General features: G+C 56.9%; 24 protein-coding genes. 8 read left to right on the plus strand and 16 right to left on the minus strand.

Features of this window, described 5'->3' with window-relative positions:
* Nucleotides 1–47: 47 nt before the first annotated feature.
* From RYZ18_RS06625 to RYZ18_RS06635, 3 genes are all read right to left on the minus strand, one after another.
* Nucleotides 48–371 (minus strand): hypothetical protein, encoded by a 324-nt coding sequence (locus RYZ18_RS06625; RefSeq protein WP_317655645.1) that lies wholly within the window; start codon nt 369–371, stop codon nt 48–50.
* Nucleotides 372–383: 12 nt separating this feature from the next.
* On the minus strand, nt 384–758 hold the full coding sequence (locus tag RYZ18_RS06630; protein ID WP_317655647.1) for a hypothetical protein: 375 nt from the start codon (nt 756–758) through the stop codon (nt 384–386).
* A 234-nt stretch (nt 759–992) separates the two neighbouring features.
* On the minus strand, nt 993–1,178 hold the full coding sequence (locus tag RYZ18_RS06635; RefSeq protein ID WP_317655648.1) for a Flp family type IVb pilin: 186 nt from the start codon (nt 1,176–1,178) through the stop codon (nt 993–995).
* Nucleotides 1,179–1,421: 243 nt separating this feature from the next.
* Between RYZ18_RS06635 and RYZ18_RS06640 the strand changes: the two genes are divergently transcribed.
* Nucleotides 1,422–2,240: a lytic transglycosylase domain-containing protein gene (locus tag RYZ18_RS06640; RefSeq protein ID WP_317655650.1), complete on the plus strand. Its 819-nt coding sequence runs from the start codon at nt 1,422–1,424 to the stop codon at nt 2,238–2,240.
* A gap of 3 nt (nt 2,241–2,243) precedes the next feature.
* Here the strand turns inward: RYZ18_RS06640 and RYZ18_RS06645 are convergent, their stop codons facing one another.
* The 3 genes from RYZ18_RS06645 to RYZ18_RS06655 form a co-directional block, all read right to left on the minus strand.
* Complete coding sequence (locus tag RYZ18_RS06645) at nt 2,244–2,870, minus strand: CoA transferase subunit B (protein WP_317655652.1); 627 nt, start codon at nt 2,868–2,870, stop codon at nt 2,244–2,246.
* A 3-nt stretch (nt 2,871–2,873) separates the two neighbouring features.
* Nucleotides 2,874–3,578, minus strand: coding sequence for a CoA transferase subunit A (locus tag RYZ18_RS06650; protein ID WP_317655654.1), 705 nt, complete (start codon nt 3,576–3,578; stop codon nt 2,874–2,876).
* A gap of 100 nt (nt 3,579–3,678) precedes the next feature.
* Nucleotides 3,679–4,791: a class II histone deacetylase gene (locus RYZ18_RS06655; protein ID WP_317655848.1), complete on the minus strand. Its 1,113-nt coding sequence runs from the start codon at nt 4,789–4,791 to the stop codon at nt 3,679–3,681.
* Between the two features lie 98 nt (nt 4,792–4,889).
* Here RYZ18_RS06655 and RYZ18_RS06660 point away from each other — a divergent pair, with 98 nt between their 5' ends.
* Entirely contained in the window at nt 4,890–5,156 is a 267-nt protein-coding gene (locus RYZ18_RS06660; protein WP_317655655.1) for a DUF167 domain-containing protein, read from the plus strand.
* Here the strand turns inward: RYZ18_RS06660 and RYZ18_RS06665 are convergent.
* Together RYZ18_RS06665 and RYZ18_RS06670 are read right to left on the minus strand one after the other, a co-directional pair.
* On the minus strand, nt 5,153–5,998 hold the full coding sequence (locus tag RYZ18_RS06665) for a DMT family transporter (protein WP_317655656.1): 846 nt from the start codon (nt 5,996–5,998) through the stop codon (nt 5,153–5,155). The two genes, RYZ18_RS06660 and RYZ18_RS06665, sit on opposite strands and share 4 nt — an antisense overlap.
* Before the next feature lie 42 nt (nt 5,999–6,040).
* Nucleotides 6,041–6,280: a hypothetical protein gene (locus tag RYZ18_RS06670; RefSeq protein WP_317655657.1), complete on the minus strand. Its 240-nt coding sequence runs from the start codon at nt 6,278–6,280 to the stop codon at nt 6,041–6,043.
* 128 nt (nt 6,281–6,408) lie between these two features.
* Between RYZ18_RS06670 and RYZ18_RS06675 the strand changes: the two genes are divergently transcribed.
* A complete protein-coding gene (locus RYZ18_RS06675; protein ID WP_317655658.1) occupies nt 6,409–7,122 on the plus strand; it encodes a M57 family metalloprotease in 714 nt (237 codons plus the stop codon).
* Between the two features lie 9 nt (nt 7,123–7,131).
* Here the strand turns inward: RYZ18_RS06675 and rimO are convergent, their stop codons facing one another.
* Entirely contained in the window at nt 7,132–8,490 is a 1,359-nt protein-coding gene (rimO, locus tag RYZ18_RS06680) for a 30S ribosomal protein S12 methylthiotransferase RimO (RefSeq protein WP_317655660.1), read from the minus strand.
* A gap of 209 nt (nt 8,491–8,699) precedes the next feature.
* On the opposite strand from rimO, the gene RYZ18_RS06685 reads away from it, so the two are divergent.
* Nucleotides 8,700–10,664, plus strand: coding sequence for an AsmA family protein (locus RYZ18_RS06685; RefSeq protein WP_317655662.1), 1,965 nt, complete (start codon nt 8,700–8,702; stop codon nt 10,662–10,664).
* Nucleotides 10,665–10,667: 3 nt separating this feature from the next.
* Nucleotides 10,668–11,132 carry a lytic transglycosylase domain-containing protein gene (locus tag RYZ18_RS06690; RefSeq protein ID WP_317655663.1) on the plus strand — a complete coding sequence of 155 codons (465 nt, stop codon included), beginning with the start codon at nt 10,668–10,670 and terminating at the stop codon, nt 11,130–11,132.
* 29 nt (nt 11,133–11,161) lie between these two features.
* On the opposite strand, the gene RYZ18_RS06695 is transcribed toward RYZ18_RS06690, so the two are convergent.
* Entirely contained in the window at nt 11,162–12,148 is a 987-nt protein-coding gene (locus RYZ18_RS06695; RefSeq protein ID WP_317655664.1) for a D-glycerate dehydrogenase, read from the minus strand.
* A 201-nt stretch (nt 12,149–12,349) separates the two neighbouring features.
* Between RYZ18_RS06695 and RYZ18_RS06700 the strand changes: the two genes are divergently transcribed.
* A complete protein-coding gene (locus RYZ18_RS06700) occupies nt 12,350–12,964 on the plus strand; it encodes an SH3 domain-containing protein (protein ID WP_317655665.1) in 615 nt (204 codons plus the stop codon).
* Here RYZ18_RS06700 and RYZ18_RS06705 read toward each other — a convergent pair.
* From RYZ18_RS06705 to RYZ18_RS06730, 6 genes are all read right to left on the minus strand, one after another.
* On the minus strand, nt 12,961–14,001 hold the full coding sequence (locus RYZ18_RS06705; protein WP_317655667.1) for a molybdopterin-synthase adenylyltransferase MoeB: 1,041 nt from the start codon (nt 13,999–14,001) through the stop codon (nt 12,961–12,963). The two genes, RYZ18_RS06700 and RYZ18_RS06705, sit on opposite strands and share 4 nt — an antisense overlap.
* Nucleotides 14,001–14,471 carry a dUTP diphosphatase gene (gene dut / locus RYZ18_RS06710; RefSeq protein ID WP_317655669.1) on the minus strand — a complete coding sequence of 157 codons (471 nt, stop codon included), beginning with the start codon at nt 14,469–14,471 and terminating at the stop codon, nt 14,001–14,003. The genes RYZ18_RS06705 and dut overlap by 1 nt, the downstream gene beginning before the upstream one ends.
* The gene (gene coaBC / locus RYZ18_RS06715; RefSeq protein WP_317655671.1) at nt 14,471–15,673 is read right to left on the minus strand and encodes a bifunctional phosphopantothenoylcysteine decarboxylase/phosphopantothenate--cysteine ligase CoaBC; all 1,203 of its coding nucleotides are present in this window, start codon (nt 15,671–15,673) and stop codon (nt 14,471–14,473) included. Before coaBC ends, dut begins: the two co-directional genes overlap by 1 nt.
* A 75-nt stretch (nt 15,674–15,748) precedes the next feature.
* The gene (murJ, locus tag RYZ18_RS06720) at nt 15,749–17,326 is read right to left on the minus strand and encodes a murein biosynthesis integral membrane protein MurJ (RefSeq protein ID WP_317655672.1); all 1,578 of its coding nucleotides are present in this window, start codon (nt 17,324–17,326) and stop codon (nt 15,749–15,751) included.
* Nucleotides 17,327–17,331: 5 nt separating this feature from the next.
* Nucleotides 17,332–20,157 carry a [protein-PII] uridylyltransferase gene (locus tag RYZ18_RS06725; RefSeq protein WP_317655849.1) on the minus strand — a complete coding sequence of 942 codons (2,826 nt, stop codon included), beginning with the start codon at nt 20,155–20,157 and terminating at the stop codon, nt 17,332–17,334.
* The gene (locus tag RYZ18_RS06730; RefSeq protein WP_317655673.1) at nt 20,120–21,274 is read right to left on the minus strand and encodes an ABC transporter substrate-binding protein; all 1,155 of its coding nucleotides are present in this window, start codon (nt 21,272–21,274) and stop codon (nt 20,120–20,122) included. Before RYZ18_RS06730 ends, RYZ18_RS06725 begins: the two co-directional genes overlap by 38 nt.
* A 103-nt stretch (nt 21,275–21,377) precedes the next feature.
* Here RYZ18_RS06730 and rsmI point away from each other — a divergent pair, with 103 nt between their 5' ends.
* Together rsmI and RYZ18_RS06740 are read left to right on the plus strand one after the other, a co-directional pair.
* Entirely contained in the window at nt 21,378–22,274 is an 897-nt protein-coding gene (gene rsmI / locus RYZ18_RS06735) for a 16S rRNA (cytidine(1402)-2'-O)-methyltransferase (protein WP_317655674.1), read from the plus strand.
* Complete coding sequence (locus tag RYZ18_RS06740; RefSeq protein ID WP_317655675.1) at nt 22,271–22,624, plus strand: YraN family protein; 354 nt, start codon at nt 22,271–22,273, stop codon at nt 22,622–22,624. Before rsmI ends, RYZ18_RS06740 begins: the two co-directional genes overlap by 4 nt.
* The last annotated feature ends 42 nt before the right edge of the window (nt 22,625–22,666 follow it).

Here is a 22,666-nt window from a genome sequence, read left to right on the forward strand (position 1 = left end):
CTCAAGTTGCCGCGATCTGTGCGCGGCACAAACTGCCTCAGACGCCTTTATCGCGGCGGATTCGGGCAGAATGATGGAAAGGGTGCGAAATCTTTGGGATGGCCCGCCGCCCCTGTCAGAGGGGGCAGAGCGGCAGGCCCCAAGGTGACCGAAGTCATCAACCTCGTGCGGTGCAAGGCGGGATCATGCATCTGACCAAAGCGCATGACACCGCCCGCCGCAGGGATTGGGTTTAAGCGTGCCATAGGGCCAGAATACGGCAAAAGATGCGCAGCCTTGCGCCAAATTGCCCTGATTTTATGAAAATGGATGAGGGTGGATTGTGAAAAAGCCGCGCCAAATATCAGCGCGGCCTTTAGAGTGAGGGACAAGGTCAGATCGGCCTAATCATCATCATCCTCGCCCTGATCGTCATCATCATCGTCATAATCGTCATCGTCATCGCGATATGAATACCGCTCATCGGTGTCATCATAGTCGTCATCTTCGTCATCATCATCGTGACTGGGCCCGTAATAAGACGGGCTGCCACCCGACATTTCAGACGATGATGCAATGCCCCCTTGCGGGAGAGACGAGGCGGGGCCTGCAAGTTGGGTGCTAAGATTGGCGGCAATGTCGGTCGTAATGACATCAATCCCATTGCTTATTGCGGTTGCTGCGGCAATGCCTGTGCCCACCATCGCCCCCGTCAAAACAACCCAATCGACTGTGACCGCACCCGTCTCGGACGCGAGAAAATCGCTAATCTTGGTCATCATATGCGCTCCAGAATTTACGTGTGATTTGTCTGTTCACCGCACGCCGTTCTGGCCGTTTGGTGAGCTAAAATCCCACGCCAATCGTGGCGCAGCCGTGACCCTTCGGCGCTTATTCTGGGCCCGTTTCTGACAATGAATGTTAAATTTTAATATGCAGGAAATGAAATGATAAGGCCGCGACCCATCGGGGCGCGGCCTTATAAATTCTTGTGCAAGTCTGTGACTTGGAGATTAGTCGTTCGGGTTGGTCACTTGCGCGCCGAGGTTGGCTGCGAGATCGTCTGTCAAGCCAGTGATGCCTGTGCTTACAGCTGCTGCCGCTGCAATACCAACGCCAACCATTGCGCCAGTCAGAACAACCCAGTCAACGGTGACTGCGCCAGATTCAGATGCGAAGAAAGATTTGATCATGTTCATAGTTTTCACTCCAGTGTTAATTTGCTGTATGTTTGCCTTGATACCTTTGGGCTATCTGGCCCGCTGATGAGCCTGTTTTGCCCCCAGATCAGGGCGGGAATTGGGCGGAGATGGGAAATTCTCGCGAAATCTTAAGGGTAAGTTAATGGCGCAAAGCATTCGGCTTGGCGCTAAATGCTTGATTTATTGAAGAAACGCGGCAAAGCATGGACCTGGGTTACGAAATTATTGGCAATATCAGTCATGCAAACGGGATTTTTGCGACTCGGGATTCTGTGCCTGTTCTTGGGCATGGGCAGCGCATTGCCTGCACAAGAGGCCACAGACCCCCCAGCTTGGCCCGAATTTAACTTTCGCCGGGTGACTGTGCCGGATGCCAATCACCAAGGGCCACGGATCACTATTCAAATCACACCGCCCGTCCCAGACGCCACGCCTGCGGCGAACCCCCTGCCGCGAAACCCGCATGATGACGGGGCCCATAGCGCATGGTTCTGGGCAGATATCCCCGATGGGCTTACGGGCGGGGTGCCAAGATTTGAGGCCGCGCTGAATGTGATCGCCAACGCACCTGATAGGCAACACGGATATAACGCTGCGGGCATGGGTGATCTGGCGCGCCGCTATGGCGCAGTGATCCTGCGCGAGACAATCGAAACGCAGGTATCCCCTGCTCTCGCCTTAGCCATTTTGGCGGTGGAGTCGGCTGGGGTCGCAGATGCCCAAAGCCGCGCAGGCGCCCAAGGGGTGATGCAATTAATCCCTGATACAGCGGCGCGCTTTAACGTAGATGATCCCTTTGACCCCGCGCAAAACATTCGCGGCGGCGTGGCCTATCTGGATTTTCTAATGGGGCGCTTCGCCCGTGACCCGCTTTTGGTCATCGCGGCCTATAATGCGGGAGAAGGGGCAGTGGATACGGCGGGTGGCGTGCCAAACTTTGCCGAGACCCGTGCCTATGTGCCAAAAGTGGCTGAGGCGTGGCAGGTGGCACGGCTGTTATGCATCACGCCACCTGAGTTGATTTCGGATGGCTGCGTTTTTGCAACCATGCAACCCTAAGGGTCAGACAATATGCGCCTCTGTTGCCGCGCGCAGTTCAGCTTCGGTGACACCATCGGCCAGTTGAACGATCTTGAGGCCGCCTTCGACCACATCCAGAACGCCCAAATTGGTGATGATACGATGCACAACGCCCGTTCCTGTCAGCGGCAAGGTGCAAGATTTCAAAACCTTGCTTTCCCCATGCTTATTGGTGTGATCCATCACAACCACAACACGGCGCACGCCTGCGACCAAGTCCATCGCGCCACCCATCCCTTTGACCAATTTGCCAGGGATCATCCAATTGGCAAGATCGCCCGTCTCAGACACTTCCATCGCGCCCAAAATTGCCATCGCAATCTTGCCGCCACGGATCATCGCAAATGATGTCGCGCTGTCAAAATAGGCGGTATGGGGCAATTCAGTGATCGTCTGCTTACCTGCATTGATCAGGTCTGGATCTTCCTCGCCCTCATAGGGGAAAGGCCCCATGCCAAGCATTCCGTTTTCGGATTGCAAGGTCACGGTCATGCCTTCTGGAATATAATTTGACACGAGGGTCGGAATCCCGATGCCAAGGTTCACATACATCCCGTCTTCAAGTTCTTGTGCCGCGCGGGCGGCCATTTGATTGCGATCCCATGGCATGGATTAGGCCTCCTCACGCTGGCGCACAGTGCGCTGTTCAATTCGTTTCTCATGCTGCCCCTTGATCAAGCGATGCACGAAAATTCCAGGCAAATGGATATGATCAGGGTCTAGGCTGCCCGCGGGCACGATTTCTTCGACCTCCATGATGCAAACCTTGCCACAGGTCGCAGCAGGCACATTGAAGTTCCGCGCGGTCTTACGGAAAATCGCATTGCCCGTTTCATCAGCCTTCCACGCTTTGACGATAGAGATGTCCGCAAAGATCCCTTCCTCAAGGATATAGGTTTCGCCGTTAAAATCTTTGTGGTCTTTGCCTTCGGCAATCACTGTGCCCACACCTGTCTTGGTGTAGAACCCCGGAATGCCTGCCCCCCCTGCGCGCATCCGCTCGGCCAAAGTGCCTTGGGGGTTGAATTCCAGTTCCAATTCACCCGCCAGATATTGGCGCATGAATTCTGCGTTCTCGCCCACATAAGAAGACATCATCTTTTTGATCTGGCGTGTGGCCAGAAGTTTGCCCAAACCAAAATCATCAACGCCCGCGTTGTTGGAGGCCACGGTCAAATCTTTAACACCGCTGTCCACGATGCCATCAATCAGCAATTCAGGAATCCCGCAGAGGCCAAAGCCGCCTGCCGCGATCAGCATTCCATCCTGCAAAAGGCCATCCAAAGCCTCAGCAGCAGAGCCATAGATTTTCTTCATCGGGTCTCACCCTTTTTCCAAAAAGATTTGTGGCAAATTGACCCGCAACCTGCGCGGTGTCAACGTGCTGCAATGCAGCAAATATCAGTTTGCGGGTCTGTTAGCGCATATCAGAAAGGCTTGCTTCCATCTCGGCGATCCATTCGCTCACAAATGCATCAAACCGCACATCGGGTTGCTGTGCGGTGATCCGTTCTGACAAAGGATCAGGGGCGGTGATGCGACTGCCGCTCATAACCTCCAGAACCGCATGGGCGCAGAACGGCACGTGCAATTCGGAATAACCGCCTTCATGCACCATCACGAGGCGACCCTCGCACAGCGCGTCAGCCGCGTCCCGCACCTGTTCTGCCATCGCACGGAACGTGTGGCTGCCTGCCATCATTCGCCCCAAAGGATCAACACCTGACGCGTCAAACCCACAAGCGATGATAATCACTTCAGGCGCAAAGCGTTCCAATTCGGGGATCACCAAACGCTCCATCGCCTCAAGATAGGCATTATGCCCGCCCCCGGGGGGCAGCGGGATATTGAGGTTAAACCCTGCCCCAGCACCCGATCCACGATCCTCAAACGCACCGCTATCGCGGGGATAATTGCGATCTTGGTGAAGGGAGATGGTCAGAACATCATCACGATCATAGAAAATCGCCTCAGTTCCATTGCCGTGATGCACATCCCAGTCAATCACGGCAAATTTCGTGGCCAGCCCTTCGGCCCGCGCGGCCTCAATCGCGATGGCGATATTGGCAAGGAGGCAAAACCCATTGGGAAAATCAGGCAAGCAGTGATGCCCTGGCGGACGAGACAGCGCATAGGCATTCTCCAAATCCCCCTCTAGCACGGCAAACAGGGCTGATTTGGCCAAACCCGCAGACAGGGCTGCAATCTCGAACCCATCGGGGCCGAAAGGTGTGCGCAACCCCAACTCGCCCCCACCCTGCGCTGAAATATCTTGAAACTGGCGCAAATAGGTTTCGGGATGAATGCGCAAAATATCTTCTTCGGTTGCAGGATCCGCGTGGCGAGGCGCAAGTTCAGACCACAGTCCCGTGATCTCAAGAAGGTTTTTCAAGCGCCGCTTCGTTTCAGGATTTTCGGGCAGGCCGCCTGCGGCAAGAGGTTGAACCAATCCGCCCACAGGGGCGAGAAAGGCATAATTGCCACCCGAATGCCAAAAGCAGCGCTCATCCCAGAAAAACCCTGTTGCCATGATCAAACCTTTCCTCATCACCAAATCCACCGCGCGCATCTTGCACCCTAGGAGACAGAGTGCAAGTTTGCAGCTCATTGGCTTTTGAGAGGCCCCCCTTGCGCAAATCCCTACCCGACCTCAGCGCCTATGCGCAGACCGGTATACGGCTAAATTTACGCGTCACCCCAAAAGCCGCGCAGAACCGTATCGTGGTCGAAGAAGACCTGTTGCGGGTCTATGTGACCCAAGCACCCGATAGCGGCAAAGCAAATCGTGCCGTTCTCAAACTCTTGGCTCAGGCAATCGGGATCGCGCCCTCATGCCTGACGCTGATACGCGGCGAGACGGATCGGAACAAAGTGGTTGGCGTGAATATGGGCTAAACCCTGCGGCTTTGCCAAACCGTATAAAGGCCCGAGGCAACAATAATCAAACTGCCAATCAAGGTCTGGGCATCGGGGCGTTCGCCAAACACGGCCACGGCCAAGATCATCGCAAAAACCAAACGAGTATACCGAAATGGGGCAATAACGGCAATTTGCCCTGTTCGCATGGCCATAGTCAGGCACATATAGGCGGCAACGCCAAATAAGATGGCAGGCCCTGTCAGCACCATGCCGCCCGCGCCCAGTGGGGCCACGCCGCCCTGATAACCCCAAACGATACCACCTGCGATGCTCAGCATGATAAACCCGTAAACGCCAAGCTGCGCCGTTGTCATGCTCTTTGGTGCGGCGCGTGTCGCCAGATCACGGCCAGCAAAGCCGATCATGCCCAAGACCGCGAAGAGGGACAGCGGTTCAAACGCGTCCAGCCCAGGCCGTAGGATTAATAGCACCCCAACAAACCCTGCGCCAATCGCCGCCCATTGCCGCCAGCCCACGGTTTCGCGAAACACCATCACCGCCCCTGCCGCCACCACCAAAGGCGTGGCTTGCAAAATCGCACTGGCCGAGGACAGGGGCGTTAAGGCAATCGCGACCGTGTAACATACCCGACCCGTGATTTCGAACAAAGCACGCCACGCCATGGCGCGACCAAAGGCCTGAGGGTGCAAGATCACCTCGCCCCGAAGGCGCGCCATGACCACAAAGGCCAACAGCCCACCAAGCCCAAAGGTCACCATAACTTGGCCCAAGGGGATATGCGCCGCTGCCGCCTTGATAAAGACATCCTCAAGGGTAAAGGCAAGCATTGCCAAAACCATGAACAAACTGCCGCGCAAATTGGCCGCGTGATGGGATGTGTCAGGGATAATTGAGGGGCCTTAGCGGGTCGGGCGATCAATCCGATACACCCCTTCTGGCAAGTTCAGCGCTGCCGCCAACTCGCGCAACTGCGCCATAGAGATTGAGATTTTCTGAATGCTATCACTGCGCGGGTCATATTGTTCAACCTGAACGACCTCTTCAAAAGCCGTCAGCACGACATCCTCTTGGAGAGGGCTTTCCCCCTCATCCATCAAGGTCACAACTGTGGCGTCAAAATCATGCTCAATGCTAAACATAAGATCACGCTAGGCGGGAATTTCCCTCTTGGCAATCATGTGATCCTCTCGTGATGAGAATTCGATTGAGATATCTCAAAATGGGCTGCAAAATAGGGTTGGCCTCAACAAAAAGGTATTTGGTTCTGATGCGTGCAATTCTGATTTTGCCGATGCTTGCATTCCTTGCCGCGTGTCAGGTGGCAAGCCCCCCACCAAGCGGCGCACCTACAAGCACGGCCAGCAGCGATAATCTGCCCAAACTGGCCCCAGATGTGGCAATGAATAATTTCCGCACAGTGGTCGCCAAGGTCGAACCCATTGCCGAAGATATTTGCCGTCAAGAAACACCAGATCAAAACTGTAATTTCACCATTGCGATTGAGCGTGACAGAAATGCAGGCATCAACGCGTTTCAAACCTTGGACAATGCGGGCAACCCATATCTGGTCTTTACGATTGGCCTGATTGAAGATGCGCGCAATATTGACGAATTGGCCTTTGTGATGGGTCATGAGGCTGCGCATCACATCGCCCGCCATATTCCCCGCCAACGGGCCTCTGCCCAAGGGGGGGCGTTAATTTTCGGCGTGCTTGCAGGGATTGCGGGTGGCGATGCCTCTATGGTGCAAAATGCGGCCGATATTGGCGCCACAGTGGGCGCGCGCCGTTTTAGCCAAGATCACGAATTGCAAGCCGATGCTTTGGGCACTGTCATCGCCTATCGCGCAGGGTTTGATCCCGAGCGTGGCGCGCAATATTTCACCCGCCTGCCTGATCCGGGCGAAACCTTTCTTGGAACGCACCCGCCCAATGCAAACCGCATTCAAATCGTGCGGGATACGATGGCAAGCTTGCGCTAAGGGTGGGGGTCAGGCGATCTGACCCCAAAGATCATATTCACTGGCCTCATCAACTGTCACAGTCACGATGTCGCCCGCTTTGAGATCTTGGAACCCTTCATCGATAAAGAGATTGCCATCAATCTCTGGCGCGTCTGATTTGGTGCGGCAGGTGGCCCCTTCATCGTCCACCTCATCCACGATCACCTCAAGACGCGTGCCAATTTTGGCGGCCAATTTCGCCTCGGAAATACTCTGCGCCTTTTCCATAAAGCGCGCAAAACGCTCGTCCTTGACCTCTTGCGGCACATGGCCTGGCAAATCATTTGACCGCGCACCCGCAACATTTTCGTAGGTGAAACAGCCGACCCGATCGAGCTGCGCCTCATCCAACCAATCAAGCAGGGTCTGGAATTCGGCCTCTGTTTCGCCCGGATACCCCACGATAAAGGTTGAGCGCAGGGTGATCTCAGGGCAGTCCGCACGCCAAGCCGCGATTTCGTCTAAGGTTTTACTTGATGCCGCAGGGCGGGCCATACGTTGCAACGTATCGCGATGGGCATGTTGGAATGGGATATCCAGATAAGGCAGAACCAACCCTTCGGCCATCAAAGGGATCAACTCCCGCACATGCGGATAGGGGTAGACGTAATGCAACCGCACCCACGCGCCTAGTTGGCCCAAATCGCGCGCCAAAGGAAGGATTGGGAATTTCTCATCCCGACCAGCCCAATCCGTGCCATAGGCCGAGGTGTCCTGACTGATGACCAGAAGTTCCTTCACCCCTGCCTCAACCAGTTTTTCTGCCTCACGCAACACGGCCTTTGCGGGACGGCTTTGCAGGCGGCCCCGCATATCGGGGATGATGCAAAACTTGCACTTGTGATTGCAGCCCTCGGAAATCTTGAGATAGCTGTAATGACGGGGCGTTAGGCTTACGCCTGAACTTGGCAATAGATCGACAAACGGATCAGGCGCGGGTGGCACGGCGGCATGCACCGCATCCAAGACCTGCTCATATTGGTGTGGGCCCGTTACGGCCAGAACACGCGGATGCGCACCTGTGATATAGTCAGGCTCGGCCCCCAAACAGCCCGTCACGATCACGCGCCCATTTTCGCGCAGCGCCTCGCCAATCGCGTCCAAACTTTCGGCCTTGGCGCTGTCGAGAAAGCCGCAGGTGTTCACAATGACAGCATCGGCACCGCTATAATCGGCGCTGATCCCATAGCCTTCGGCGCGCAGTCGGGTCAGGATCCGCTCACTATCCACAAGCGCCTTGGGGCAGCCAAGCGAGACCATCCCGATTTTGGGCTGACCCTCGCGGATCGTCTCCTCTACGCGCGCACGGGCAAGATCTGGGCGAAGATTTGGTGGGTTCTGTGTCATATCCCGCGCTATAGCGTGGCTTTTGGCCATCGTGAAGCAAGAAAGCACTCAGGCACCATCGGCGCGGGCCAACATCCAGCCTCATCTTGTTCTGCCATGACCTCGCGCAACCTTGAACAAAAAGGCACCGCCAAGGCTTTACGGCCCCGAACCATAGCCGCTAAACACAAAGGTGCTTGGGGTTACAAAAATAGCTTGGGGGATTCTCGATGAAGTGGGTGTTGCGGGTCATTTTGGCTGTCGTGATTTTCGTAGGCGTGGCTGTTGGAGGGATTGCGTTAATTCCAACGGATACCATTGCCAGATTGGCGACAGAGCGGCTATCGGCCAGCCTCGCGCGTGATGTGACCCTGACGGGCGCAGTGCGGCCAAGTTTTTACCCCATGATCGGGATCAGCGCCGAAGGTTTTGAAATTTCCAACCCTTACTGGGCTGCGGATCAAGGCCCGATGCTGCGGGCTGAGGCCTTGCATATCGGGGTCGAAATCATGCCCCTTTTTTCTGGCGAGGTGCGGATTGCGCGCGCGGAACTTATAAAACCTGACATCATTTTGCTGCGAAACGCAGATGGACAGGCCAATTGGGAATTTTCAACCACCGCCCCCACAGCCGAGACAGGCACAAGCGGTGACCTGCCGCAAATCAGCCTCAGCCTTGCACAGATCAGCGATGGCACCCTGCGCTATACTGATGCCACAACAGCGCAAAGCTATGCGGCCGAAGCGGTCAATCTTCGCCTTGAAGCGCCCGATCTGAACGGCGGTCTGACAGGCAGCTTTAACGCCGCAATCAATGGCGCGCGCTTGAGGGGCGATGTGACCCTCACCACTCTTGCCGATGCGCTTGCAGGGCGTGAGGCGCGCATTGATCTGTCCCTGTCTTGGACAGGCGGCAGCCTTGGCTATCGCGGCGCGCTTATGCTTGCCCCGTTCAGCCTGGCGGGCGAGGTGAATGCCGATATCACCGACCTGACCCCGATCACGACTGCGGCGGGTATTGCAGCGGTGACTTTACCGACGGGATTGGGTCGCGATCGTATCGCGCTGAACGGCCCCATTGCGATCACGCCCGAGGGCGTTGCGCAGATCATGGATGCAACCCTTGCGCTAGATGACACGGCCATAACCCTATCTGCAGAGCTCAGCACAGGCGGTGAGCGCCCTAAGATCACGGGCCGCATCGCGGGCGGGCGCGTTGACCTAAGCGACCTGACAGAAGGCAGCGCAACCCAGGGCAGCAGCGCAGGCGGCGGATGGCCGCGTGACGAAATCGACCTCACGGGCCTCTTCGCGGTAGATGCCGATCTTGATCTGGCCCTTGCCGAATTGGATTTGGGTATGATGCGGCTGTCAGATATTGCGCTACAAACCACGCTTGATGCGGGTCGTCTGCAGCTCGATTTGGCGCGCGCCGTGGCCTATGGCGGCACGATTGCAGGGCAAACTGTAATAAATGGCCGTGGCAATGGATCCGTGGCCAGCAACATGGCGATCCGTGCGGTGCAATTGCAACCCTTGCTGCAAGATTTTGCAGATTATGACCGCCTTTCAGGCACGGGAAACGTCACCTTCAACATTTTAGCGGGCGGGCGGTCTGTAGCGGCATGGATGAACAGCCTTGAGGGCAGTGCCGCGCTTGACTTTGGTCAGGGGGCGATTGAGGGGCTTGATCTTGCGGGGATGATCCGCAATCTCGACAGCTCCTATCGGGGCGAAGGCGCGCGCACAGTCTATGACAGCATCACCGCGACCCTTGCGATTGCGGGCGGTGTGGCGCGCAATGACGACCTCACCTTGACCGCTGGATGGGGCGGTGTCACAGGGACGGGCGAGATCAATATTGGGGGCCAGTCAGTGGAATATCGCGTGATCCCCGCTGTGCAAACATCCTCCGATGGGTCGAATATTGCCGTGCCCGTCATCGTGCGCGGCCCTTGGGCTGATCTTAGTTTTGCACCTGATCTAGAATATTTGGCCAATCAGCGGCTAGAACTGGAACGCGCAGAACTTGAAGCTGCGGCCCAAGCCCGTATTGACGAAGAGCGTGCTAGGCTGGAACAAGAGGCGCGCGATCGGCTTAACCTGCCCGCCGAGGGCGATGCGCGCGATGCCATCGAAAATCAACTGCGCAATGAGGTCGAAGGTGCCTTGCGTGGCCTGTTCGGGGGGAATTGATCTATGCGCCGCCTTATGATCACAGCCCTTTGCGTGATGCTTGTGGCCTGCATTGGCACACCCGAACCTGATCTTTACCCGGGCGAAACAGCAGAAATTAGGGCCCTCGTGAATAAAATGGCGCGCCAATATGATGTGCCCGCCCCCCTGATCCACCGCGTGATCCAACGGGAAAGCGACTATCGTGCCCATGCCCGCAACGGCCCCTATTACGGGATGATGCAAATCTTGCCCGCCACAGCCCGCAATATGGGGTTTACGGGTGAAGATGCCGATTTATTGGATGCAGAAACCAATCTCACCTATGCCGTCAAATATCTGCGCGGCGCATGGCTGCTGTCAGATGGATCTTATGACACGGCCGTCATGCATTACGCGCGTGGCTATTACTATGTAGCACGGGACAGATGCATGTTGGTCGAGACAGGGCTGAGGGAACGCGAGGTCAGGCGCGACTGTCGGGGATGAGGCGATTTTTGCCGCATATCCCCGCTGTCTCAATGCATGCTCGGCAAAACCAGATCGGGGGGGCGGTGGCCATCTGCAAAGGTCTTGATATTGATCAACACCTTTTCGCCCATCTCAATCCGCCCTTCAAGCGTGGCTGACCCCATATGCGGGAGGAGGATCACGTTATCCAATTCCCGCAATCGGGGGTTCACATCATGGCCACGCTCAAACACATCCAAGCCCGCACCCGCGATCTCACCCGCGCGCAACATGCGGGTGAGTGCGTTTTCATCAATCACCTCTCCCCGCGATGTGTTCACAATCACCGCTGATGGCTTCATCAGCTTCAACCTGCGTGCATTGATCAAATGAAAGGTCGAAGGGGTGTGCGGGCAATTCACTGAAATCACATCCATCCGCGCCAACATTTGATCCAAGCTTTCCCAATAAGTCGCGCCGAGCGCTGTCTCTATATCAGCGTGAACCCTGCGGCGGTTGTGGTAATGAACCTGCATTCCAAAAGCAGCCGCGCGGCGGGCCACGGCCTGACCGATGCGACCCATTCCCAGAATACCCAAACGCTTACCCGCGATACGCCCCCCCATAAAGGCGGTTGGCGCCCATCCCTGCCATGTGCCCGTTTGCATGACAGCCTGCCCTTCTGGCACGCGGCGCAGAACACCCAAGATCATCGCCATAGTCATATCGGCGGTATCATCCGTCATGACACCGGGTGTATTGGTGACCAAGACCCCGCGTTGGCGTGCGGTGGCAACGTCAATATGATCGACCCCTGCACCATAATTGGCAATCAGCTTGAGCCGTTCGCCCGCTTGCCCCAACATGCCTGCATCAATCTGATCCGTCACACATGGCACCAGAACATCCGCTGATTTCATCGCTGCAACCAGATCATCGCGGCTCATTTTGCGGTCTTCGTCATTGAGCTGAACATCAAACAATTCGCTCATGCGGGTTTCCACCGCTTCGGGCAAATGGCGGGTAACGACAACTTTTAACCTTGGTGCGGGCATGGGCTTCTCCTGAGGCGGATGGCATGTCTGACGCTGTTACCCTTCCCCATTCTGCGCGCGGGTGCAAGCATTCGCGGGGCCTTGGCCGCGACAGGCGCTTCGTAATGTCATCTTCCCCCGCGATGGCTTTCTCGCTATGGTGTGAGAAAGATCAAAATAACCCAGCCCAAAGCGGCGGGACGAGGCCTATTGAGGATAGTCATGCCACGGTCAGATTGGCGCATAACCCTAGCGATTGGTGCGGTTTGTCTTGTGTTTGCAGCCAACGCAGGGGCGCAAAGCACCGATGGCGCGGTGCCGTTGCCACGCCCCGACAATCTTGTGCCAGTCGAGACACCTGAACTTGAGACCGCCACCCCCACGCCAACGCCCAGTTTTGACGCCCCGACCACTGGGCCTGAAACAGGTTTTCCGCTGCCGCGCTATGTTTCGATGGATGCAACACGCGGCTATGCACGGCGCGGCCCCTCGCGCAACCACCGCATTGATTGGGTCTTTCAAGAACGCAATATGCCGCTGATGGTTGTGGCCGAGCATGGGCATTGGCGGCGGGTCGTGGATCATGACGGGGTGGGCGGATGGATGCATTACGCCCTTTTGTCAGGGCGGCGCACAGCGCAAATTGACATTGACCTTGCCGATTTGCACCAACGCCCTGATGCAGAGGCCACTGTCATTGCCCAAGCCCAACGCGGCGTGGTCGGACGGGTAAGCGAATGCGAACGCGACTGGTGTCGTTTTGCCGTTGATGGGTTTACAGGATGGGTCGAGAAATCCGCCCTTTGGGGCGTGATGGAGGACGAGATTTTCGACTAGTCCCCTGCGCAAACGGGGCAAGAAGCATTGCGCTTTAGCTTGACGATCCGCGTCTCAGGCGCAAGCCCATCATAGAGCAGCATACGCCCCAATAGCCCCTGACCCGCACCTGTAATCTGCTTGATGGCCTCAAGTGCCATCATGGTGCCCACCACCCCTGGAAGCGCGCCGATGACACCCGTCTCGGCACAGGTGGCAGCCATCACTGCCTGAGGCGGATTGGGAAAGACACAGGCCATGCATGCCCCGCCAGCACTTGGATCGTAGAGGGTAATCTGCCCCTCCCATGCTGAAATTGCACCTGCCAAAAGCGGGCGCTTGGCGGACACCGCAGCGCGGTTGATCATTGCCCGCGTTTCAAATTGATCCGTGCCATCAATGATTAGATCATAGCCCGCGAATAGCTCTGCCGCGATCGTCTCGTCCAAAGCACGATTGTAAGGTCGGATATCAAGATGTGGATTTATCGCCTTCATCGCACGTTCTGCTGAAAACACTTTGGGCATATCTTGATCGGCATCGCGGTGAATGATTTGGCGTTGTAGGTTCGACAGGCTGACATGATCCGCGTCAATCACCCCAATGCGCCCGACCCCCGCAGCTGCGAGATACAGCAGAACAGGCGAGCCCAAGCCACCTGCCCCCACCACCAAAACCTTGGCCGATTTCAGCGCCTTTTGCCCCTGCCCACCAATGTCAGGCAAGGTGATGTGGCGGGCATAGCGCTCTAATTCCTCTGGCGTGAAGGTGCCGCTTTGGCGCGGCGCGGGCGTGATCATGGGCTGGGCCACGCGGCGCAAGCGGTTTAGACCCGCGCGATAGGCCAGAACCAACAGAACCGCACCGCCTAAAATCAACCATGGCGCGGCAGTTTCGCCTGTCGCGATGCGCAAAGGGTGGCCCTCGGGCAATACGAAATGGCCCAAGACAACCACCCCATAGACAAGGGCGACCATCACAAGACGGGGGGTATAGGCGGTTTTCATCACGGCCCCAAAGCCCCAAAGCGCAGCCATGATTGCAAGAACCGTGAACATCAGCCCTGCCCAGTTGAGCCGAAACCACCCGCCCCACGCGCGGTTTCATCCAAACGCGACACAAGCGTAAAACGGACTTGCGTCACTGGCGCGACAACGCCTTGAGCAATCCGATCCCCATGGCCAATAACAAAAGGTGCATCGCCCAAATTGATGAGGATAACCCCCAATGGCCCGCGATAATCGCAGTCAACCGTTCCAGGCGCATTGGCAAGCGTCACCCCATGTTTCAGGGCAAGGCCAGATCGCGGCCGAATTTGCAGCTCATACCCGCGAGGCACAGCCACACGAAACCCTGTTTGGATCAAGGCGCGCGTCTGCGGGGCAAGCGTCAGCCCGGCCTCGCGGGCGTCAGCCGTGAACTGTGCGCGCAGATCAAAACCCGCCGCCCCATCGGTTTCATATCGCGGCAGGGGCAGGTCAGGATCGGCCCAGTCTTCGCGTAAGAACTTTACTTCTACTTGCGCCATTATGCCTGCCCCAAAGCCTCGGCCACGCGCAGGGCAAGCCGTGCTGCAGTCTCAGATTTGCTCAAGCGTGGCCATGGATCGGCGCCTGTGCGCGTGATCAGCGTGACCGCATTATATGCACCCCCCATGATCCCCGTTTCAGGGGACACATCATTGGCCACAATCCAATCACATCCTTTGCGCGCCAATTTCGCTTGCGCATGATCAACCAGATTTTCGGTTTCGGCGGCAAAGCCTACAACCAAGGTCGGGCGGCCTTTTTTCATCTGCGCCACAGATGCCAAAATATCGGGGTTTTCCGCAAAGCTGAGACGGGGCAGCGCGCCATCGCCCGATTTCTTGATCTTTTGGTTCGCGGCATTATCCACGCGCCAATCGGCAACGGCAGCGGCAAATATAGCGGCATCTGCAGGTAGGGCCTCTGTCACGGCCTTTGCCATCTGCGCGGCAGTCTCGACCTTGATCACATCTACACCATGAGGCGGTGGCACGGATGCAGGGCCTGTGACGAAACTGACCCGCGCGCCCAAATCGCGACAGGCCGCAGCAAGTGCCGCCCCCTGCGCCCCTGACGAGCGGTTGGCAATATAGCGCACGGGATCTATGGGTTCATGTGTTGGGCCAGAAGTAATCAGAACATGTCGCCCCGCAAGCGGGCCTTCCGCAAATTGCGCGGCAATGGCGCTGACAATCTCATCGGGTTCGGCCATGCGGCCTAGGCCAAATTCACCGCAGGCCATGCTGCCCTCATTGGGGCCAACAGACCGAATCCCATCCCCCAAAAGCTGCGCCAAATTGCGTTGCGTGGCGGGATGTTCCCACATCCGCACATTCATTGCAGGGGCGATCAGCACCGGCTTGTCAGTTGCCATCAGCAGGGTCGAGGCCAGATCATCTGCATGACCGCCCGCCATTTTGGCCATCAAATTCGCCGTTGCTGGAGCCACCACAACTAGATCTGAGGCGCGGGATAATTCGATATGGCCCATTTCGGCCTCATCGGTCAGATCAAAAAGATGCGTATATGGCTTTTGACCCGCGAGGGCTGCGACCGAGAGTGGTGTCACAAATTCTTGTGCCGCCTGTGTGAGAACAGGGGTAACAGCGGCCCCTTGGTCGCGCAAACGGCGGATCAGCTCAAGGCATTTATAGGCCGCGATCCCGCCCCCGATGATCAACAATATACGTTTCCCCGAAATCATGATGATCTCACCTTTTCGCCTGTTCTGTTGCGAAACCTATGTGGCGCGGCGGCGTGGGGCAATGGGAAATGCCCCTCACGCGGCCCCTTTGCGGCGCAGCGCGCCCAGAATTTCTCCGAATGAAAAGGCGCCAAACAGGCGACCAAAAAGGGCATAGGCTCCCGCGCCAACTGCAATCAGCCCCGCAAGCGCGAGATAGCGCACGCCCCCCCCCTCAAGAACGGGGGCAAGGATCAATCCCGAACCATAGAGCACCGCCCCCATCGCGATGGCCGCCCCCGCAATGCGTGGAATGCGCGCGAGATACCGCGCATCATAGGCAGCGACATCACCATAGGTCTTTGCACCACGGCGCAGCTGATAGGCCATGACCCATGCAGAAATGGTGGTGGCCAATGCGGCGGCAATATAGCCGATGAAAAAGGCAAGCCCGATGGCGAGAGCGGCATTTATGACCATTGCCACCACGGCATAGTGAAATGGGCGCTTAGTATCCTCGCGCGCGTAAAACACGGGCTGCCAGATTTTCTGAAGAACAAAGGCGGGCAGCCCTGCCCCATAAATCGCCACCGCCCAAGCCGTGGCGATAGTGTCTTGGCCCTCAAAGGCCCCACGCTCAAACAAGACCGAGACCAAAGGCACTGGGATAACCATCAACGCAACCGCGGCAGGAATGGTCAGGGTCATCCCAATCTCAGCCGCACGCGATAAGGCCTGCCGCCCCCCTGCATCATCGCCTGCCCGCAAGCGGCGCGAGAGATCTGGCAACAACACAATCCCTATTGCGATCCCAACCACACCGAGCGGCAATTGATATAGCCTGTCGGCATAAGACAACCATGCAATCGCCCCATCAAAGAAGCTTGCAACCTGACGCCCCACCAAAAGATTGACCTGCACCACCCCACCTGCAAGCATGGCAGGCCCTGCCACAACGGCCAGTCGGCGCAGATCAGGCGTGAATTTCGGCCAAGTTGGGCGGATGACCAACCCTGCGCGTGCAGCCGCCCCCCACACCAGAGCCAGTTGCGCCACGCCCGCCACGGGCACCCCCCAAGACAGGGCCAGCCCGATCATGCGCGCGGCTTCGGGGCTGTCCTTAGCGCTCTGCGCGCCAAAGATCAGCGCCGAGACAAGGATCACATTCAACAGCACAGGCGCCGCAGCAGCAGCCGCAAAGCGACCCGCCGCATTCAGCATGCCCGAAATCAACGCCGCCAGTGAGATCAGCAAAATATAGGCGAAACAGATCCGGCCAAATTCCACCGCGATCCCAAAGCGGGGATCATCGGCAAAGCCCGATGCCATCGCCAAAACCAACCAAGGCATGGCAATCTGCGCAAGCAGGGTGAAGCCAATCAGAAACACAGCGAGCATGGATAGTGCATTGCGCGCAAATGGCATCGCATCGCTGCCGCCTTCGAGTTTTTTGGAAAAAATCGGCACAAAGGCCGTGTTCATTGCACCCTCAGCAAAAAAGCGGCGGAACATATTTGGCAAAGAAAACGCCACCAAAAACGCCTCGGCCACGCCGCCCGCACCAAGATAGCGGGCAATCAGAATATCGCGCAGAAATCCCAAGACGCGGCTGACCAATGTCCAACCGCCGACCGTGAGAAAGCCAAAGCCCAATCTGATTTGCGGGGCCGCCACAGCCGCTAGACCCCTGCCCGCTCGGCCACGCGCGCGATGGCATCGCGCAACTTGCGCTCCAACACATCTTGGCGGGATTTGGAGTGGAGTTTGAGACCGAACATATCTTTCACGTAAAACACATCTACCACCTGAACACCGAAGGTCGCGATCATCGCACTGGCGATGTAAATATTGTTCGCGGCTAAGGTCTTGGTCAGATCATATAGCAGACCAGGGCGGTCGCGTGTATCCACTTCGATGATGGTGTAGATTTCCGACCCGTCATTATCGAATGTGATATTGGTCGCCACGTTAAACGTGCGCTCGCGCTTTTTGATCTTGTCGCGCCCCTCAAACGCTTTTGAGGCTACTACCTCGCCCTTTAGGGTTTTGTCGATCATCGAGGTCAGACGCGGCAGGCGAGCATCCTCATAGGGGTTGCCATCAGCATCTTGAACCCAGAACACGGCAGTCGCATAGCCATCTTTCGAGGTATAGGTGCGGGCATCGACCACATTCGCGCCCACCAGTGACAGGGCGCCAGAAAGGCGGCTAAAGATGCCTGGGTGATCCACAAGCGCAAAGCAGACGCGGGTCGCATCGCGGTCAGTATCACGCTGTGTGTCAATCCGGATTTCATCATCCCGAAGGCCAAGCAGCATATTGGCAAAGATAATCTGGCTGGCCAGATCAAGCCCTTGCCAATAGGGGCCATAATGGCGGTCTATTTCAGTTTTAAGATCCGCCTTAGGCCAAGTTGCCAAGGCATCGCGCAGGGCCTTTTTGCCCTCACTTTCCAATTTGTCGCGGTTAAGATCCTCAAGACCCGTTTCCAAGGCTTCAGCCGTGGCGCGATAGAGGCCGCGCAACAGCGTGGCTTTCCAGTTGTTCCATGTGTCAGGCCCAACCCCGCGAATATCGCAAACTGTCAAAACAGTCAGCAAATCCAGACGCTGCCGCGTTTTTACCAGTTTGGCAAAATCACGCACTGTGCGCGGATCCGCAATGTCGCGTTTTTGGGCCATGTCGGACATCAACAGGTGGTAGCGCACAAGCCATTCGACTGTTTCAGTCTCATCGGGTTTGAGGCCCAAGCGAGGGCAGAGTGCACGCGCAATCCGCGCGCCCAAAATCGAATGATCTTCTTTCCGACCTTTGCCAATGTCATGCAGCAAGCAGGCCACATAAAGCACTTTGCGGTTTACCCCACGCTTCAAAATACCAGATGCAATCGGCAATTCCTCGACCAATTCGCCCCGTTCGATCTGCGCAAGGGTAGAGACAACTTGGATCGTATGCTCGTCCACTGTGTAGCTGTGATACATATTGAATTGCATCATCGCCACGATAGCCGCGAAATCAGGGATGAATGCGCCCAAGAACCCCAATTCATTCATCCGCCGCAAGGCACGTTCGGGGTTGCCTTGTTTCAAAAGCAAATCAAGGAAAATGCGGTTCGCCTCTTTGTCGCGGCGCATTGCTGTGTCAATGAGGTGCAAATTGGCCGAGATCATCCGCATTGCATCGGGGTGCAGAAGATAGCCTGTGCGCAACGCCTCCTCAAAAATGCGTAATAGATTGATCTTATCGGCCAAAAACGCCTTTTCATTTTCGACAGTCAGACGATTTTGTTTCAGCGCATAGCCGTCTTTGAGTTTCTTTTTGCGGCTGCGCCCGCGCAAAAAGCCTAAGATCATCGGTTCGCTTTTGGCGTGACTGGCCTCAAGCGCGGTCAAAAAGATGCGGGTCAATTCGCCCACGCGGGTGGCATGGCGGAAATAATCCTGCATGAAATGCTCAACCGCACGGCGGCCTGAGTGATCGGCATATTGCATGCGTTCCGCGACCTGCACTTGCAAATCGAAACTCAAACCGTCCTGCGCGCGGCCTGCAATTGCGTGCAAATGACAGCGCACCGACCACAAGAACCGTTCGGCCGCATCAAACGCGTCAAATTCTTCGCGGCTGAACACCTTGAGGGCAACCAGATCTTCAGCCCGCGCCACGCCATGCTGATATTTCGCAATCCAATAGAGCGTCTGCAAATCGCGCAGACCGCCCTTCCCCTCTTTTACATTCGGCTCCAACATATAGCGTTGGCCACCTTGCTTTTTGTGGCGGCTGACCCGTTCCTCCAGCTTGGCTTCGATGAATTCGGAAAGGCTGCCCTCAAACAAATCTTTGCGCAGTGCCGTCTTGAGATTGGCCGATAATTCGGCATTGCCCGTCAAGTGGCGCATCTCCAACAAGGCCGTGCGGATTGTAAAATCCTCGCGCCCCAGACGCAGACAATCTTTGATGTTGCGGGTGGCGTGGCCCACTTTCAGCTTAAGATCCCAAAGCATGTAGAGACTAGATTCAATCACGCTTTCGACCCAACCTGTGCTTTTCCATGGGGTCAAAAACAGAAGATCAACATCCGAGAACGGGGCCATCTCGCCACGCCCATAGCCGCCAACCGCCAAGATCGCCATCCTCTCCCCCTCAGTCGGGGTGGGATTGGGGTGTAAGCGCGTAGATGAAACACGCAGCACCTGCTGCACCAACCCATCGGTCAGATGGACATAGGCGCGGGTCACACGGCGTGCGGTCAGGGGATTTTCCGCAAAGGCCGCATCAATGGCAGATCGACCCTTTGCTTGGGCATCTTGCAAGATCGCCACGACCGCCGCGCGGATTTTGGCAGGATCGCTGAGATCAGATATCGCGCCATCAATCGCCGCCGTCACGGCCTCTGCATCAAAAATATCTTCAGCGGGACAAATCAATTGCCCCGCAGCAGATGGGATGACCGAAAGGCGTGGGTTCTGCTCAGAATCCAGCGCCGAGGGTTCTTGGGGCGGGGTCAACAAGGATGATCTGCCTGTCTTGCAAAGTCACTACGGCAAGGCCGCGTTCAATAGAGCCATCGGGTAGCAATCGGAATACGCCGTTCGCGCCCGCAAAGCCAGAGCCTGATGCAAAATCCACACCGCCCAAACGGCCCGTGCGACCCACGGTGTCAATCACAGCGCGCATCCCGTCATAGGCCAAGGGTGCAAGGTTATGGGGGGCTTGCTGATAGGCCAATTGATAGCGGGTGCGGAACGCACTTTCGGCATTGGGATCGGGCAGGACAAACCACCCGCCCTGCAAGCCACGAATTTCCAAGGTCTGCGCAGGGATATCCCAACGGGTCAGACCAATGATTTTGGTGGCCTCAGTGTCAAAGCCATTATCTGGCAAGAGTTGACCGAAAAGCGGCAAAGCCCCTGAGGCGTCCGCAGTCAAAATCATCGCATTTGCGCCAGTTTGTGCGACCATCGCCTCAACCTCAGGTAAGGCAGCAACAACGCCAGTCTGACTGAACTCATAGGCGATTTCACCCACAACAGTGGCACCTGAGGCCGCCGCCGCACGGCGCACTGCATCACGCGCCACTTCACCCGCCAAATTGCGCGCATGCACCACCATGATGCGATCACGGCCATTCGCCGCCGCATAGGACACCATCCGCGCGGCGGCATTGTCGTAAGTCAGGCCAAGCACAAACAGATTGCGCCCTGCAATGCTGGCATTATTCGAGAAACTAAGAACCGAGACATTGGTATTCGCCACGGCCACACCAACCGCCGCCGCCGCGTCCGAGCGCAATGGCCCAAGGATCACATCCGCCCTTTCCGCAACCGCCTGCTGTGCCACAGCTGCGGCCGTGCCTGCATCGGCTTGCGTTGGATAAACCACCAATTCGATTTGCGTGCTAACGGCCTCGGCGGCGGCGAGGCGCGCGGCGTTCTCAAGGCTACTGGCCAGAAGGTCGTCCCCTGCATTGGGCGAACCATAGGGCAGCAGCATCGCAACGCGCACAGATTGCCCGACCTGTGGCCCTGTTCCCATTGTGGCCTGACAGGCCGACAGAACCACGCCAAAGAGCAAAAGCAAACTCAACCGCAAGAACTTGCGAAATCTTGTCAAAGCAGGGATCATAGTGATCTCTCCCAGTGGGGCCAATTTGCACAAACCCTAGCCAGTCCTGTCCGCCAAGTAAACGCTCGCAATGGACAGACTGCGCAGATATGTAAGTGAGCTGATGCGAAACGACACAGAAAACGGGCGCGAATTTGCCTACACCCCCCGCGACAGCAAACTGGCCGCAGGTTTGTATTTTGTCGCAACCCCGATTGGCAGCGCGCGCGACATCACCTTGCGCGGGTTAGACATCCTTGCCACCTGCGATGTCATCGCCGCAGAAGACACGCGCACCTTGCGCCATTTGATGGAAATCCATGGGGTGGCGCTGAATGGCCGCGCAGTCTTGCCCTATCACGATCATAACGGCGCAGAGATGCGGCCAAAGATCATGTCCCTTTTGGGCGAAGGAAAATCCGTGGCCTATGCATCAGAGGCAGGGACGCCGTTGGTGGCCGACCCTGGTTTTGCCTTGGGGCGTGCTGCCATTGCGGATGGGCATATGGTCACCACCGCACCGGGGGCATCCGCCTCATTGGCCGCACTGACCGTGTCGGGCTTGCCCAGTGACCGCTTTCTTTTTGCGGGCTTCCCACCCCCAAAATCAGGGGAACGGCGCAAATTTCTGCAAGATTTGGATCAGACCCAAACAACGCTGATCTTATATGAAAGCCCGAAGCGCATTCATAAATTGTTAAACGAGATGGCCGAGATTTGGAGCCAAGATCGCCAGATCGCTCTGTGCCGCGAATTGACCAAGAAATTTGAGGAGGTCATTCGCGGATCGCTTGCAGATGTGATTGCGGCGATCGAAGATCGAGCATTGAAAGGTGAGATCGTGCTTGTCATTGACCGCGCGGAAAAGCAGGCCGCTGATGAGGCCACCGTGATTGCGGCGCTTCGGGCGCGACTTAAGACTGCACGGCTGAAAGAGGCTGCGGCACAGGTGGCAACCGAACTGGGCCTGCCGAAACGCGATGTTTATCAATTGGGTCTGTCCTTGGACGCGGATCCGTGAGCGGGAAAACCGCCTATCTTGCGGGGCTTTCAGCCGAGTATCAGGTGGCGCGGCTCTATGAAACCCATGGCTATCACTTGCGGGCGCGGCGATGGCGCGGGCGGGGCGGCGAGATAGATCTGATCTTCGAAAAATCAGGCGAAATAACTTTTGTGGAAGTTAAAAAATCGCGGGATTTTGACACCGCTGCATCACGGGTTAGCCCCGCACAAAGGGCGCGCATCCTACAGACAGGTGATGAGTATTTAGGTCTTTGTCCCATGGGCCTTGCGACCCCTTGCCGTTATGATCTCGCAGCCCTCAACCAGATCGGACAGGTTCACATCATCGCGAATGCGTTTCTCGAATAGCCTGCCTCACATGAATTGGGCATTGCGTCCCCCCCTGCCAAA

Origin of the sequence: Roseovarius sp. 10 (assembly GCF_033100315.1) — a bacterium.
In the GTDB taxonomy this organism is placed as follows: Bacteria; Pseudomonadota; Alphaproteobacteria; order Rhodobacterales; family Rhodobacteraceae; genus M30B80.